The sequence below is a fragment of the Methylobacterium sp. 1030 genome, assembly GCF_040544715.1.
In the GTDB taxonomy this organism is placed as follows: Bacteria; Pseudomonadota; Alphaproteobacteria; order Rhizobiales; family Beijerinckiaceae; genus Methylobacterium.
The window spans coordinates 1-14,154 of sequence record NZ_JBEPKM010000002.1; the positions used below are offsets into that span (position 1 = coordinate 1).

17 protein-coding genes are annotated in these 14,154 nt (G+C 62.3%); 10 read left to right on the top strand and 7 right to left on the bottom strand.

Going from position 1 to position 14,154, the window contains the following annotated elements; genetic code table 11:
- Positions 1-100 precede the first annotated feature (100 nt).
- Genes ABIC30_RS02195 through ABIC30_RS02210 form a run of 4 tightly spaced genes read left to right on the top strand, consistent with a single transcriptional unit; the run spans position 101 to position 1,787 of the window.
- On the top strand, positions 101-268 hold the full coding sequence (locus ABIC30_RS02195; RefSeq protein WP_354453790.1) for a hypothetical protein: 168 nt from the start codon (positions 101-103) through the stop codon (positions 266-268).
- 2 nt (positions 269-270) lie between these two features.
- A complete protein-coding gene (locus ABIC30_RS02200; protein ID WP_354453792.1) occupies positions 271-810 on the top strand; it encodes a hypothetical protein in 540 nt (179 codons plus the stop codon).
- A gap of 55 nt (positions 811-865) precedes the next feature.
- Complete coding sequence (locus ABIC30_RS02205; RefSeq protein WP_354453794.1) at positions 866-1,432, top strand: hypothetical protein; 567 nt, start codon at positions 866-868, stop codon at positions 1,430-1,432.
- Positions 1,407-1,787 carry a hypothetical protein gene (locus ABIC30_RS02210; RefSeq protein ID WP_354453796.1) on the top strand — a complete coding sequence of 127 codons (381 nt, stop codon included), beginning with the start codon at positions 1,407-1,409 and terminating at the stop codon, positions 1,785-1,787. Before ABIC30_RS02205 ends, ABIC30_RS02210 begins: the two co-directional genes overlap by 26 nt.
- Before the next feature lie 72 nt (positions 1,788-1,859).
- Here ABIC30_RS02210 and ABIC30_RS02215 read toward each other — a convergent pair whose 3' ends face one another.
- The 4 genes from ABIC30_RS02215 to ABIC30_RS02230 all read right to left on the bottom strand — a co-directional run bounded on the left by ABIC30_RS02215 (position 1,860) and on the right by ABIC30_RS02230 (position 5,504).
- Entirely contained in the window at positions 1,860-2,027 is a 168-nt protein-coding gene (locus ABIC30_RS02215) for a hypothetical protein (protein ID WP_354453798.1), read from the bottom strand.
- A 37-nt stretch (positions 2,028-2,064) separates the two neighbouring features.
- Positions 2,065-3,075, bottom strand: coding sequence for a DUF1796 family putative cysteine peptidase (locus ABIC30_RS02220; RefSeq protein ID WP_354453800.1), 1,011 nt, complete (start codon positions 3,073-3,075; stop codon positions 2,065-2,067).
- 1 nt (position 3,076) lies between these two features.
- A complete protein-coding gene (locus ABIC30_RS02225; protein WP_354453802.1) occupies positions 3,077-3,544 on the bottom strand; it encodes a hypothetical protein in 468 nt (155 codons plus the stop codon).
- 304 nt (positions 3,545-3,848) lie between these two features.
- Positions 3,849-5,504, bottom strand: a complete 1,656-nt coding sequence (locus ABIC30_RS02230; protein WP_354453804.1) for a glycosyltransferase family 61 protein — start codon at positions 5,502-5,504, stop codon at positions 3,849-3,851.
- 866 nt (positions 5,505-6,370) lie between these two features.
- Between ABIC30_RS02230 and ABIC30_RS02235 the strand changes: the two genes are divergently transcribed.
- Both ABIC30_RS02235 and ABIC30_RS02240 read left to right on the top strand, forming a co-directional pair.
- Positions 6,371-6,649 carry a DUF6894 family protein gene (locus tag ABIC30_RS02235; protein ID WP_354453806.1) on the top strand — a complete coding sequence of 93 codons (279 nt, stop codon included), beginning with the start codon at positions 6,371-6,373 and terminating at the stop codon, positions 6,647-6,649.
- A gap of 120 nt (positions 6,650-6,769) precedes the next feature.
- Positions 6,770-7,000 carry a DUF6894 family protein gene (locus ABIC30_RS02240; RefSeq protein WP_100253803.1) on the top strand — a complete coding sequence of 77 codons (231 nt, stop codon included), beginning with the start codon at positions 6,770-6,772 and terminating at the stop codon, positions 6,998-7,000.
- Positions 7,001-7,323: 323 nt separating this feature from the next.
- On the opposite strand, the gene ABIC30_RS02245 is transcribed toward ABIC30_RS02240, so the two are convergent.
- On the bottom strand, positions 7,324-7,770 hold the full coding sequence (locus tag ABIC30_RS02245) for a hypothetical protein (RefSeq protein ID WP_354453808.1): 447 nt from the start codon (positions 7,768-7,770) through the stop codon (positions 7,324-7,326).
- 555 nt (positions 7,771-8,325) lie between these two features.
- Here ABIC30_RS02245 and ABIC30_RS02250 point away from each other — a divergent pair.
- Positions 8,326-9,163 (top strand): IS5 family transposase gene (locus ABIC30_RS02250; RefSeq protein WP_354453810.1). Its coding sequence is split into 2 segments (ribosomal slippage): positions 8,326-8,682 and positions 8,684-9,163, totalling 837 coding nucleotides; the frame shifts between segments, so codons are not numbered across the junction.
- 30 nt (positions 9,164-9,193) lie between these two features.
- Here ABIC30_RS02250 and ABIC30_RS02255 read toward each other — a convergent pair.
- Positions 9,194-9,463 carry a hypothetical protein gene (locus ABIC30_RS02255; protein WP_354453812.1) on the bottom strand — a complete coding sequence of 90 codons (270 nt, stop codon included), beginning with the start codon at positions 9,461-9,463 and terminating at the stop codon, positions 9,194-9,196.
- Between the two features lie 133 nt (positions 9,464-9,596).
- Entirely contained in the window at positions 9,597-9,776 is a 180-nt protein-coding gene (locus ABIC30_RS02260; RefSeq protein WP_100253805.1) for a hypothetical protein, read from the bottom strand.
- A gap of 598 nt (positions 9,777-10,374) precedes the next feature.
- On the opposite strand from ABIC30_RS02260, the gene ABIC30_RS02265 reads away from it, so the two are divergent.
- From ABIC30_RS02265 to ABIC30_RS02275, 3 genes are all read left to right on the top strand, one after another.
- Entirely contained in the window at positions 10,375-10,593 is a 219-nt protein-coding gene (locus tag ABIC30_RS02265; RefSeq protein WP_210186940.1) for a hypothetical protein, read from the top strand.
- Between the two features lie 344 nt (positions 10,594-10,937).
- On the top strand, positions 10,938-11,387 hold the full coding sequence (locus ABIC30_RS02270) for a Ros/MucR family transcriptional regulator (protein WP_354453815.1): 450 nt from the start codon (positions 10,938-10,940) through the stop codon (positions 11,385-11,387).
- 841 nt (positions 11,388-12,228) lie between these two features.
- On the top strand, positions 12,229-13,878 hold the full coding sequence (locus ABIC30_RS02275; RefSeq protein ID WP_354453817.1) for a porin: 1,650 nt from the start codon (positions 12,229-12,231) through the stop codon (positions 13,876-13,878).
- The last annotated feature ends 276 nt before the right edge of the window (positions 13,879-14,154 follow it).

Here is a 14,154-nt window from a genome sequence, read left to right on the forward strand (position 1 = left end):
GCTCGCCCGACCGGCTCCGGCGGCCAAGCTACCCGTAGAGCAGAGGCCGACCCTGCACTAATTTTGAACTCGGACCACCTCGTGGGGGCAGGTCATTGCGATGGTTCCGGCTGTCGTCCCCACGCCGCCCCTCGTGGCGGCCGCGCCGCGCAACAGCGGCTCGCCCGTGCTCCCATCGACCGTCCCCGCCGCGCCGGCCGGTCCGACCGTCCAGACGGGCGGCCTCTGGGCGTCGCTCAAGTCCCTGTTCTCGAAGAAGGCAGCCTGATCATGGAATGGCAGAGCATCGCGGGTCAGATCGCGCAGATCGGGCTCCCCGCGCTGGGCGGCCTGTTCGGTGGCCCGCTGGGCAGCACCATCGGCGGCCTCGTCGGCAAGGGTGTGGCGGCGGCGCTGGGCGTCGAGCCGACCCCGCAGGCGGTGTCTCAGGCGATCGCGGCAGATCCGAACGCGGCGGCCGTGAAGCTGGCGCAGATCGAGGCGGAGACCAAGGGCCGGGAGGCCGAGCTCGCCGACATCGCCAACGCCCGGGCCATGCAGATCGCGCTCGTGCAGAGTCACTCGTGGGTGCAGAACATGCCCGCGATCCTGACCCTTCTCATCATCGCGTCCTGGATCACGCTGACGATCGCGCTCTACTTCGTCCAGGCCGAGATCCCCGAGCGTGTCTACCAGCTCCTGAGCCAGGCCTACGGCGCCGCGAACCTCGCGCTCGGCACTGCCATCGCCTTCTGGCTCGGCTCGTCCCGCTCCTCGCAGGTCAAGGACACGCAGATCACCGCGCTCCTGCCGGCGGCCACGCGCCGCTGATCCCCGCATTCACTCGCCGGGCTCTACCGAAGCCCTCACGCCCGAGGAGAGCCCCATGGTCTACCAGATCCCCACAGCGGCGCGTCTCGTGTCCGCGCCAGTCGTGTGCCGCATCCTCACCATGAGACAGTACGACCCTGACCCCGCGATCGACGCTAGGATCCGGCGCGCCGTCCGCTACGGGCAGACCCGATGGGCCGAGATCTGGTTCTCGGTGATCATGTGGGTGGTCGGCCTGACGTGCTTGATGCTGTGGCCGACCTTCGTCGGTCCGCAGTACCGGATCATCACCTCCTACGTCAGCGAGTCGACGGCCGGTGTGATCGCCCTGGCGGTCGGCACCGCCCGGATCACCGCCCTCTACATCAACGGGCGGCGCGGCCGGGAGACGTCGTTCATCCGGACGCTCGGCTGCCTGGGCGGCTTCCTGTTCTGGCTCGCCATGGCCCTCGGGTTCGCCATGGCTTTCCCGCCGCTCTCGCTGAGCGCCGGCATCTACTCCGTCTTCGCGATTGCCGAGCTGCACTCGTCCGGCCGGGCGGCCGGCGACATGGCTGCGGAAGACACCTTCGGCTTCAGGAAACGGAGAAGGGCCAGTGCCGGCAACAGCACAGCAGCTTGACGGGTGGCCGGGAATCGTCATCGCCCTGTTGGGCGCGTTCGCGGTGGTGCTGGTCCCGCTGACCGGCTTCATGAAGGAGTGGTGGGGCTACAGGAAAGAGGTGAGGGCGGCCGAAGCGATGAAGCCCGAGGTCGCGCGCGACATCAGCGCTGTCTCCGGCGGGGCCGTGTTCGACAGCATCGCTCTTGCGGACCTCGCCAAGGCCATCAACGGTCTGACCGCTGCCATCGCCGCGGACACGGCTTCCGAGGAGGCACAACACACCAGCCAGATGACGGCCGCGCTGACCCGGTTCACCGAGGTCATGGACCGGTGGGAGGACGACCACGGCCGGCAGACTCGAGGAAGGCGCTGACCGAAACCAGACAGGAGAACGTCCAGCCCGCCCGGCTCACCGCCGCGGCGAGCTTTGTCGTTTTGGGATGGCTCAAGCCTCGCCGGGCTTCGGGTCTGCGTCGCGGCACAAGCCGTCCCGGCGCAACTCCAGCGCCTCGAACAGACAGGCCGATTCCTGGATCAGGTCGTAGACCTCTCGAATAGGCGCGCCAGCTCGGACCGCCTCGTCGAGGCGCGCGTCAACGGCTGCCTTCCTCACAACCGTCTCTCCAGTTACGAACGCATCCCGCGGCGTATCACCCGCCATGAGACTTCCGGCCCTCCGATTGAAGCCGATGCAATTCGTAGCTGACCATCCCGATGACACGGCGGCTTTCGTCTACCGATCCAAGTATTATTTCGGCTAGTTGATTTTGCTGATCGACCAGCATGGCGTCGATTTTGTCTTTAAGGAACGACGCTTCATTCAGAGCAGTTTGCATCCGCTCAGTATATACTGGGATGATTTGGCGCGGGTGCGCGGGCTTTACTGGGGCAGATGCCGCAGCGTGCGGATGAGATGCGCGGTCCAATCTAATCACGATGGATCGGTCATCGCCGCCGCTGATCTGCCGACCTTCCTCATGAATGGCGGAAGGCGCGCCAACCTCGACGCTGGTGTAGTGGCCGAATATCCGATCCCATCTATCTTGATTGCCGGTCCACTCCGTGCCTCCGATCCAATCAAATGTAAAAACATCGACCCGCTCATCGAGGTTTTCGTCGCGGATCATATCACCCCAGACGTTGGCGTGATGGACGTAAGCGATCTTAAATCGAGTTTCCGGATATGTTTTGCCGATTACGCCCGCTAATTCGTTGAGGCGAGAGTATCTCATCGGTTCATCTTCTAAGCCGATGTTGGCAATAGCATCGGTCTTTTCGCTGCCATAGCGGACAAAAAGAACTGTTCCCGCGGAGACATTTCTCTCGAACGACCGGGACTTGTGTTGCATCTTCGAACGCAAATTGACAAGCGAAGGGACGTCTACAACGGCCTTATCATTCGCATCGCGCTGAAACTCGTGATGATAGCAAATTCGATATCTGCCATCGACGGTCGAATGGCCATCGGATATGGCAACGATATTGCGCCCGATCTCCTCAAACCGGCTCTCTATTGCGTCAATGACGGACTGAAATGGAGAGACTGTCCATTCAAACGGACCTGAGCCAGCTTTGCCGAACACTCGATCTATTTGGTATCGCACGGCGCAATGAGCGCCGAGGCTAATAACCTTGCTAAATGGAAATGCGAGGCCGTACATATTAAGCAGCACTTCTTGTCGCGCGTTCCGAAGCTAAATCACGCATCGCCTTCTCGATACGATCCGCCTTGGCTTTGTTTTCGCCGCCTCCGCGATTGCGAAGATAGCCGACGTACTCCATCGGCGTGCCCAGGTTCGGATCGGTCTCTTCCCAGATGGCCCTAGCTTTCGAGATCGGATCCGGTTCGTCCGCCGGCACCGCTACGGCATGAGCAGCGATCATCTCCTGCGGCGGCATCTCGGGCGGCGTCCAGCCGCCCGCATTCGCATGCCAGAGCGTGGGGGTTCTGCTGCATCCCGGGAGGGCCTGAGCCTCGAAGCGCCAGTAGGCGCCATTCGCCCACATCAACGTCGGCTCCCTGTAGCGCCCGCCGAGTACCCACACCCGAGCGCTGGAGTCGGCATCGGGGGCTGTCTCGATCGACACCCAACCCGAGGATGAGCCGACTTGATCTGCGCCCGCACTCATCCAGTCGCCCTTAAAGATGCAAACCTCAGGGCGCGCCGCCTATCATACGTTGCAGCGGCGTAAATTATCACAGGTTGTTTTTTGCCGGGCGCTCATCGCTCAAGGGGCGATTTGGCAGGAGCAGCGGCACCTCGGACACAGGCCAACGAACGGCTGATCCGCCCGAGGGGGGCACGAGCGGCGGCGCGAATCTGATCGGAACCGCTGGGCCGCCTGCGCGTAGTCTGGCCTTCTGGTCCTCAGCACGAACCACCTTGAACCGCCCGGCTCCGGCCGCGGCGGTTTTTCTTTTCGGATCTGGGCTTCACGGATGTCGAAGCTTATCGACCGCATCAGCCAAGATGGGCAGCGGGATCTCATAATCCGCATGCACACCGCCGACATTTGCAGGGTGTCCGCAAAGAAACTCCATTTGGAAGCCAAGAGCTCCCACTTGCGCGTTGAAAGCGCCCCAATTGTTGAGCTCGGGGTGCGCGAGGATGAGTAGTCTCACCGACGGATCGCAGAAGATGACGTTCTGAAGCGCCGATCCATTGGCCGCGACGATGTGGCTGGCTTCCTGGAATATCCGGACTTGCTCCGCAAAGTCGTAGTTCTCGATGATGATCGTCTCGTAGCCCTTTTTCGAAAGCAGCCCCGCGACATCCGTATCGTTCACGAGACGACGCCACGTGCTGGTCCTGCGCGAGAGGAATATCTTGCGGTGCGGTCCAGACGGCTTCGGGAGTCCACGCTCCACGCGCGCCTTGATGAACCGGTAGGACTGAGGATTGACCGCGTTCAGCGCATTGATCTGCATCCGGTGCGGCATCAGGTGGACGGGAAAGAAGGTCAGGGGGCAGGAATACAATAGCCTGCGGGCGCGTACCGCACCGGAGCGCGGAAGCCTGTAGACGTCGTTCGTCGTGATCAGGCCGAGCAGATCGTAATGCGACTGCGGCATGTCATCGTCGACGACGATCGTCGAGGCTGAGAAGCTCGCGTGCTGTTCCAGAAATTCGAGCCGCGAGATGTAGTCGGACAGCCAGTGCCCATACGCGTTGCTCGCGACGCCGCACAGCATGACGGCGCGGTCGAGCTCGATGATATCGTATCCGCTGATATCGAGGGCGAAGCTCGTGCCAGACTTTCCGATGACGATCCGATCCGAGGCGTGGAGCACCTTGCGCTCCTGCTGAGGACTGCCGCCGGTCTCATTGAGGGCGCCGCCGCTCGACAGGAGGACAGTGTTGGACCGGGCAAAGAGCGTCGCGTCGATCAAGCTCGGGAAGCGGATCGGTCGATCGGGGAGGTGCGTGATGTTCGGCTCGTGCGGCTGACCGAACAGATGCGGCTGGCCGATCGGCGTCCCCTCCGCGAATCGGAACGCAGGATTTGCGGAACAGTCGGCTGCCGACAGGGTCGACGGATGGACTTGGCGAGCGACGAAGGCGCCAGGCCTGACACCGCCGCCGGCGGCGGGTCCGTGCGTCAGTCTGGCGAGGGCGCGTTCGTAGAGCCAGTAGAGCAGTCGCCTGTCCGCGCGGTAGGCGGTGCGGGCGCGGTCCACAACGGTCTCAATGTACCGATCGCGATCCTGCGGCGACTTCGACGCGCCGAACGCCCGCAATAGGACCGGCACCACCGTCAGGCCTTCGAACGCGGCCTTCGCGCGATCGTGGTCGCGGGGGGACCGGCGCGAGAATTCCGCGAGGCTTTCCTGCAATCGCAGGACCGACGCCCGTCGCTCCTGCGCAGCGGCGTCGCGTCCGGCGCGTCCGCGCACGCCGTGGATTCCGATCAAGGCTTGGGTAGTTGCGTAGCAGAGAAAGCCGCGCACAGCGCTACCGCGCCCGCACGATCGACGCATCTGCTCGGCGTAGATATCCTCAATGTCCGTTCGGCGCTTGCCGCGATAGGCGAGCGCGACCAGGACCGCGGGTGAGGCAATCAACAACGCGGCTTCGAAGCGCTTGCTCAAGGAACGAATGGGTTCGCCCAAACCGTAATCAGCGAAATGTTCTGCCAGATCTGCGCCACTAGCAACAACATCTGGATACCGGTCTTGGTAAAACTGGCGGTCCATTAAGGACCGAATAAGAGCAATTTTTGTCCGTCTGAAGACGCCCATCTGTATACCCAGCCAGGACCGCGCTCGCACGATCTTGGTGCAGCCCTAGGTGGATATTATGGTGCTGGCAACATCCTAAAGGCGATGGCGCTGAGCCTATCGGCCCCGTCGGCACGGCCGCGCGGGGCCTTTCCATCCGTCGGTCGCCGCATCACATACTCGCGCGCACGCCCCGCGGAGACATGCCGGTAACCATTCGAGTGCACTGCTGCGCTGCAACAGCGAGAGCCATGGTGCCCAGCCGGCAACCCACCTTGCCCCGCCCCGTGACGGCGGCGCCTTCAAGCCTCGAGACGACGATCCTTGAGGGGAGAGCCGCAGGTCTCGGCGGATGGGACGCGCGCGCGGCTATGGCTCGTGCGGCCGAAGCAGCTACCTGCCGTCCCGATGCGCCTGCGATGCGCTTGGCCGCATAGTCCTGCCTGGCAGCATCTCCCGTTGATCCGAGCCCGCCCGGTCCTCCGGCACGGGTTTTTTTGTGCCTCGCACCCCCCGAACGGCTGATGTCGCGGCGCCCGCTACGCTGCTATCCCGCCAGCGAGACTCCACACCTTCAGCCCGGCCGGCACAGCCGGACGGGGCTTTCATCGGCTCGCGCTGACCCAGGCGAGTGTGAACGAGGCGCCATTGTGCGACGGTAGACCATCGCTGGCAGATTGCCTCGGGCGCTGGCGGCCGAGAGTGACGTGCGCTCCCGCCCATCAGCGGGGACTGGCATGTCACGCCTCTTTTTTGATTTTCACGATGGGCAGGCGTTCCTGCGCGACCCTATAGGCTTTGAATGCAGTGATCGTGAAATGATACGGAATGAGGCCGTGCGAGCTTTGTCGCTCATTGCCAAAGAAATCATTCCCGAGAATGGCGAAACTCAAGCCTTTACGGTTGTCGTTCGCAATGCCGCCAACGCAACTGCCTACACAGCCACCGTATCGTTCGCTGGCCTCTGGCTGGGAGAACTCTCAATCTCTCCTAGCGAACAGGACCCGTTCGATTGAACCGGTGATCGGTGCCCTCTCTGATCGCTTGGCCAAGTTGCGTCCCGGCAGCAATCAGCGAACCGTCTGCGGCACCTCGGGTTTGAGCCAGAGGGGGGGCTCCTTGATCCGGAGGCGTGAGTGTCGCGCTACTTCATCAGCACAGCCAATGGCCACGAAGTCGAGGACGAGGAGGGCGTGGAGCTATCCGGCCGGGAGGAACTGCGCACCATTCTTCGGAGGACGCTGACGGCCATTCTCCACGATGAAAGCGCGAACGACGGGGCAACGGAGTGCAGCGCGCGTGCCTGCGATGAAGATGGCCGCTTGGTGATGCAGGCGCGGGCCAGCATCGACATTACGGATCCGTAGGGCGCTCGGCTCACACGCTGGTGAGATCGGACGCTTTCCCGCCCCGTGAGCAGGTCGGGGCGGGATTAGCCTTTTGAGCCACGCCGTATGATGCCGATTTCGAGGAAGGTAGCACTGACGAAATTCTATACAAATTGATCAGCGGATTCTTTCGGACTAAAGTATTTGCTTCGTTGCCAGAGATTACCGTGGCTGTGGTCCCATCGAAATTTTAGAGCCCACGAAAAAGTCGACGTCCGCATCGCTTTTCATGTTACCGGTGTATGCGGCGCCGAGAGGGAAATCCTGCAATAAGAACAAGACGCCAGCATCGTGCAGCGCATTCAAGGCTTCGTATTCACGCGGGTTTCTGCTTGGCCGTATCGCCGCCTGAAACGGAATAAAGCCACCAATGATATGGAAGCTCGTCTTAACCTCCCACCTTGCGGCTTCGAATATGCCGATAATTGGTGCGCGTAAAATGAAACCTCTGGATACCCGTTGATGACGACTATATTTATACTTCTTGGATTTTTCGACAATGCGTCAATTGCCTTTTTTCCGGCCGCCTGACCAATTCGTCTCCAGGCAAACTGAGCTTCTAATCTGGCACGCTCCAGCGCTTCGTGTTCCGCTCTGGCCAATGCTTCCGCTGCTCTTTCGTTCGCTTTTCCTGCTCTCTCATTTGCTTCGCCGGCAGCTCTATTGGCAGCGCCCGCGTCTGATTTAGCTTTGCTGATTTCGATTTTGGCAGCTGTTTCGGTCGCGTCACTGATGTAGTAGGAGATCACAGACGATCCGAACGACGCCGCGACCGCGAGAGCTCCCGCGCTTGCCGTTACGAACCAAAGCCAGAAGACAGCGGTCTGCCAGAAGCCGAGAGAGAAACCCCACAACATGACCGCCTCCCTAATTGCGTTGGCGATCGGAGTTGGGGCATGGGGAGTTATTGCTGCGGCGATGCTTTGGTTTGCTATCTACCAAACCAAACGATATCGTAGAGATCGTCGAAAAAAGTGATTTTAGATTGAAATCTGTGTCCGCGAACTGCATACTTTATTCAACTCATAAGTCGGATCTTGCATCTCAGGATGACCGGGATATTCAAATCGCACAAGCTGCCTAGCCGCTTTTTGTTAACCTTACGTCCGTACCGCCGCGGACATGTCAGCCAGCCTCACTGCCGCCGACCTTCCGCCCACCGTCGCCTCCTGGCGCGACCAGATCGAGCGCCTGTCCGAGCACGCCTCGCCGTGCTGATTGATGCTGCTCAGGCCGATTGAGACGGGGCTAGGGCGTCTCTGCAAAGGGTTCACAGGCCGCGGGATCGGCCCCATGTAGGCCTGATGCGATGCTTTGAACTGACTGACGCGCAGTGGGAGCAGATTGCCCCGCTGCTGCCTCCGCAGAAGCCGCGCACGGGCCGGCCCGCCGAGGATCACCGCCAAGTGCTCGACGGCATGCTCTGGATCCTGCGTACCGGTGCTCCCTGGGAGGACCTGCCAGCCCGCTACGGGGCGGTCGGAACCGTGTCGAGCCGGTTCTACCGCTGGCGCAAGGCCGGCGTGTTCGACCGGGTGCTGCAGCGCCCGCAGGCGCAGGCGGACGCCCGCGGCGCCCTGGACTGGGATCTGCACTTCGTGGACGCCACGGTGGTGCGCGCCCACCAGCACGCCGCCGGGGCACGCCGGTCCGGCGCCATCGGGGGGTGAGGCGACCGTCGAGGGCGTGGGCGAAGCGCTCGGGCGCAGCCAGGGCGGGTTCTCCACCAAGCTGCATCTGCGCGCCGAGGGCGGCGGCAAGCCGATCGCGGCGGTGCTGACGGCCGGCGAAAGGCACGAGCAGTTCGCACTGGACGCCTTGATGGACAAGGCCGCGGTGCCGCGCTCGGGGCGAGGCTGCCCGCGCCTGCGGCCCCGTAGGACGGCAGGGGACCGGGGTTACTCCAGTCCGCCGGCGCGTTGTCGACTCAGGCAGCGTCGGATCGAGCCGGTCATCCCGACCCGCAAGGACCAGCCGCGTCAGCCCGACTTTGACAAGGCCGCGTACCGCGAGCGCAACAAGGTCGAGCGGCTGATCAACCGCCTCAAACAGTATCGCCGCATCGCCACCCGCTACGAGAAGCGGGCTGCCAACTACCTCGCCATGGTCACCCTTGGCATGACCATGCTCTGGCTCACATGAGTTTGCAGAGACGCCCTAGTGCCGTCAGCCCTAGATCGGGCGAGCGACTTGGAGCGCGGATCTGATTGCTGCCCGCCGGCTGCCGGCCTTGGCCGTCGGCTCTTTGAAGGTCGCTGTCGCATGCCGATCCGCCTTCACGGCCGCCGTGAGGTCGACGATGCAGCCGGGGGCAAGTTCGAAGGCGCCGATCTTCGGATTGGCGATAAATGCCTCGATCGCGACATTGAGTTGAGACCGCGTGATCATTCCAGCGTGAAGAAGATCGCCAACGGTCTCCAGCTGCGATCTCGACGAAGCCACTGCGCATCCCGCTCGATCTGAAGGCTGGGCCAACCGATCAGACTGATTTTGGTTCGCCGCCTCATGTTTGATCGGTTTCGAAACCCTTAAGTGGCACCCCGAGTCAAACCTGGGAGATCGCGGCCAAAGGGCGCTAGTTCTCATCGTCGTTCACGGCAGCCATGGCCTGCTCGCGTCGGTGGATCTCCTCGACTAGGGCGTAGAGCAGCATGCGCGACGCAGTCTGCATTTCCGGCGGGCCGTAGCGGAGGATCTTTTCGTAATTGGCGATGCAGGCCTGTGCCATCGCCTCGAAATCGTCCCCTGCCGTCATCGCTCGCCCCCAGTGCGCAGACGGAACTGGCTCCCTAAGATTCAATTTCTAAGTGATTAATGTGTGGCAGTTCATCGCACCTAGGTAGAGCCTATGAGAGCAGGCAGGGCATCCCTTCGACCGCTGGGTTGGTCGACGCCTTCGTGTCGTAGGATCTGACGTTGGTGGTCATGAGCGAGGCAGATCAAGGACCCATGGGCCCCGCCCAAAGCAGCGAGCTTCTCAGTCGCATCGCAGCTGCACTTGACGTTCAGCCTGCTGCGCTTCTGAGCAACGAGCCTCTGGAGATTGAAGCTCGTGATGCTTGTGAGCTGCTGCGGCTTTGGCATGGGCTCAACGTACCCGCGAACCGGCAGAAGCTACTGGCACTCGCTCGCACGCTCTCACTGAGCGAGAGCGCCAAGTGACCTGCGATGCTGCAGGCAAGATGTCGGCTGCACCCAGGTTGAGCGGCCTGCTCTGATCCAACCGCGATTCCCCCGCAAACCGATGGCCTGACAGCCGAAATCGGCGGCCATTCACATTCGTCGACCGGTCGCGAAGATCGTCGGCGCGAACACCTCGAAGCACGCCGCCGGCCGCCAAGCAAATACCGCCGTTGCCGCCTGGCGTCCCCTACACGATCGAGGTCTGGGACCGGATCGGCGGCAAGCTCGAGCTGCACCTCGCCATGATCTACCCGCTGACCGTGGCGATCGCCGCGTTCGAGGCCGCCTGCCTGGAGTGGCCAACGAACGAGATCACCCTTCGAGATCGAGCGCGGATCGTGCGGAAGCGGGAGCTGCCGCAAAGGTTGGCGAGTACACCGCTTTCGTGACGGCTCTCGGGTACTCCATCGAGCGCAATCGATCGCTTTCGGACGGGCGGTTTCAAGCAGATCCGTTCTCGCGCGAAAAACCGGAGAAGCAGCCATCGCTGCCCCGGTCATCTGAGAGCCAAGTTAAACTCAGGCTGCGAGCGAGACGCGGCAATTGTCTAGATTTACACAAAGAGATGGTCGTGACTCATCATCTGCTTCTGATAGAGATTCATCCAGAACAATCAGTCTTAAATATACATATGTGCCACTAATGCAACAATTAGATACAATCTTCGGCGATTAAGATTGTGAGCGATCGACTTGTGCTATCCCGCAGAGGTTCTACCACTGCTGGGGGCACCATGAATCAAATCAGGATCGCCGGCGTAGGCTCGTCGGTCGACTACACACGTATGACCGCCGCTCTCGTGAGTGCGTACGTCAGGCACAACAACGTCCCGACATCGGATCTGACTGCGCTGATCGCGATCGCCGCTGATGCTCTTATCAGCCTTGAGGTCTCCGAGGCGCCACCCGCTGAAGGCGCTGGAAAAGCTACGCAGGCGGAGATTCGAAGCTCGATCACTCACGATGCGCTGATCAGTTTCGAGGATGGCAAGCGCTACAAGACGCTCAAGCGGCACCTAACGACCCGTTGCCTGACGCCGGAGACTTACCGGGCGAAATGGGGCCTTCCTCACGACTACCCGATGGTGGCCTCTGGCTACTCCGAGAAGCGATCTCGGATCGCCAGTAGCTTGGTGCAGGCTCGGTATCAGCGCGATCCCGGTCCAAAAGGCGCAGCCGGATAGCGGGTGCTTTGCAAAGCTTCGTGCCCAGTCGTGGAGTTTGCGAAGGGGCCGAAGCGAGATGGCTGATCAGGGTGGTTTCCTGCCCGTCCGCTTCCGGGCAGCGAATGCACGTAAACAGACAGCCTTCGCTGCGGTGTCCGACCTATTCTGATCGGGCATGAGCGCGCTCCGGCCAGCGACCAAGATCCGCTCGGCTTTTTGGCGCCTAGCAAGCCTTCAGGACACCCAACGCAAGCTCCAGAAGCTTCTTCGAGATTTCTAGCGTCTACCACGATCACCTTAGAAACTCACTGCCATTCTTGAATGGTCGAGGCGCGATTTATCTACGTCTCGCATCCGATCCTGTCGCGACTCACATGGCGGATGAGCGCCAAGGAGAGGCGACTTCGGCCGGGTCCGGTCTAAGTGAGAGACGCAGTACATCGCACTCATCATCTGCCTTCGAACGTTCTATATTTCTCTTCAGAAACATTCGCGGCCTTGCCATACCGTTCTAACATGGGTTGTCATGTTGCGATGCAAAATTGGCAAGTATCTCATTTGTAATGGTTTTTCATGAGCGTCGCTCCCCGCGTCCGATCGAACTCACGATCACACCTCCGGTAGAGCCGGCAAACCTAGTGTTGCGAAAATACCGCGCGCCCTGAGAGGGATATATTTCGGGATTAAATGGCATTGCTGTCCGGAACCTTTCCGGCATGATCTGAAAGCAGCGGGCCTCCTCAACGTGAGAGCTTGCTGGAGCCAGCCACCAAGACGCGGGCCCAACCAACAAATGAACAGGCGTGATCCGGGAAACGGACGTCGCCACGAGATGGGTCTCGAAGTTTTGGGGATATCGATGAGGTTTTTGAAGCACTCGCTGCTCGGGTCTGCTGCCGCGTTCGCGGCCGTAGGCGCAGCCCACGCCGCCGACCTCCCGGTCAAGAAGGCGGTCCCGATCGAGTACGTCCGCGTCTGCGGCGCGTACGGCGCCGGCTTCTTCTACATCCCCGGCACCGACACCTGCCTGCGTCTCTCCGGCCGCGCCCGGTTCGAGGGCGGCTACATGACCAGCTACTCGCGGCAGGGCACCAACGGTGACACGTCGGGCTACCAGGGCCGGATGCGCATCAACCTCGATGCCCGCACCCAGACCGCCTACGGCACCCTGCGCGCCTTCGTGCGCCTCGATGCCGGATCCCGCACGGGCTACTCCGGCGTCGGCACCTCCGGCACCCAGCAGCGCATCGGCCAGGCCTTCCCGGGCCTCGGCATCGACCAGTTCGGTCGCGCCCAGCAGTTCGTGAACGTCGACAAGGCCTTCATCCAGTTCGCCGGCATGACCGCCGGTCGCGCCTCGTCGTTCTTCGACTTCTACGCCCACGACTTCGAAATCATCGGCAATACGCTCGGCTCCGACGTCGCCTCGACCAACCTGCTCGCCTACACGGCCACGCTCGGCAACGGCCTGTCCGCCACGATCTCGGTCGAAGATCCGGTCTTCCGCCGCAGCCCGATCTTCTCGCAGACCAACAACCCGGGCGGCGCCACCGTTAACGCGACGATCCAGAACTTCGCTCAGACGGCCGCGCCCGCCGAGGTGTTCATCGGCTACACCGGCGGCGTGCCGACCCGGTACAGCTTCGTCGACGCGATCCAGCGCTCGCGCATGCCCGACGTCGTCGGCGCCCTGCGCCTCGACGAGGCCTGGGGCTCGGCTCAGGTCTCGGCCGCCGTTCACGAGCTGAACGTCGGCAACGTGCAGAGCGGCGCCGGCACCGGCACCGGCTCGAACATCAGCATCCCGCACACCAGCAACTCGTACGGCTGGGCGGTGCAGGGCGGCCTGAAGATCAACACGCCGTTCATCGCGCCGGGCGACGCCCTCTACCTGCAGGGCGCCTACGGCTCCGGTGCCCAGATGTACACCGGCTACTGCGCCTTCAGCGGCTGCTACTCGCAGAACCCGGCCACCATCCAGGGGCAGAAGTTCGCGCAGTACATGGTCGACGCGACGATCAACCCGTTCTCGGGCCGACTCGAGCAGTCGACCAGCTTCACCGCCACAGTGTCTTACCTCCACTACTGGTCGCCGGAGTGGCGCTCGGCCTTCTTCGGGTCGTACGGTGAGATGAGCTACGGCAGCGGTGCCCGTCTGGCGCAGGGCGCGGCGTTCTCGCTCGCCAACCCGGCCGGCGCCAACTCCTTCGGCGTGAACGCCGTCGGCGTGCCGGGCACCCGGTTCTTCCAGCTGAGCGAGGCGCTGCGCGACACCTACCAGTTCGTGGCGGGCGGCAGCATCATCTGGTCGCCGGTCAAGGACCTCGATATCGGCGTCGAGGGCTTCTACACCCAGATCGGCGTCAAGAACGGCCGCGTTATCGACCGCGACAAGACCCCGACAGCCTACGCGAACGTCGCCGGCATCAACAACGGCACCTTCGTGCCGCGGACCACGACGGCGGACAGCGTGTCCACCTTCCGCTTCCGCGTCCAGCGCGACTTCTAATCCCAGATCGAGACCGGTTCGCTCTCCAAAGCTTCCTGGTCTTGATGTCCCCGAGCAACGGGACCCTACTAAGCCCGGCCTAACGGCCGGGCTTTTTTTCCCTTGATAGACCGACATCCACTCCGTGAAGCTCCGGATAAACAGGCCTCGGAGTAACTGGATAACATCACCAGATCAGAGGTCCGCTTTCGGGAATGGTGTTAGCCGCATTGAGCGGCTGCGTCGGGTCGATATGAGGCCGTCCGCTTTTCCGGCACACCTGCTCCGAAGCAGCCA

Coding starts and splice junctions, on each gene's coding strand:
- ABIC30_RS02205 (WP_354453794.1), top strand. CDS start 866: ATGGTCTACCAGATCCCCACAGCGGCGCGTCTCGTGTCCGCGCCAGTC.
- ABIC30_RS02235 (WP_354453806.1), top strand. CDS start 6,371: ATGTCACGCCTCTTTTTTGATTTTCACGATGGGCAGGCGTTCCTGCGC.
- ABIC30_RS02260 (WP_100253805.1), bottom strand. CDS start 9,776: ATGACGGCAGGGGACGATTTCGAGGCGATGGCACAGGCCTGCATCGCC.
- ABIC30_RS02270 (WP_354453815.1), top strand. CDS start 10,938: ATGAATCAAATCAGGATCGCCGGCGTAGGCTCGTCGGTCGACTACACA.
- ABIC30_RS02200 (WP_354453792.1), top strand. CDS start 271: ATGGAATGGCAGAGCATCGCGGGTCAGATCGCGCAGATCGGGCTCCCC.
- ABIC30_RS02195 (WP_354453790.1), top strand. CDS start 101: ATGGTTCCGGCTGTCGTCCCCACGCCGCCCCTCGTGGCGGCCGCGCCG.
- ABIC30_RS02225 (WP_354453802.1), bottom strand. CDS start 3,544: ATGAGTGCGGGCGCAGATCAAGTCGGCTCATCCTCGGGTTGGGTGTCG.
- ABIC30_RS02275 (WP_354453817.1), top strand. CDS start 12,229: ATGAGGTTTTTGAAGCACTCGCTGCTCGGGTCTGCTGCCGCGTTCGCG.
- ABIC30_RS02220 (WP_354453800.1), bottom strand. CDS start 3,075: ATGTACGGCCTCGCATTTCCATTTAGCAAGGTTATTAGCCTCGGCGCT.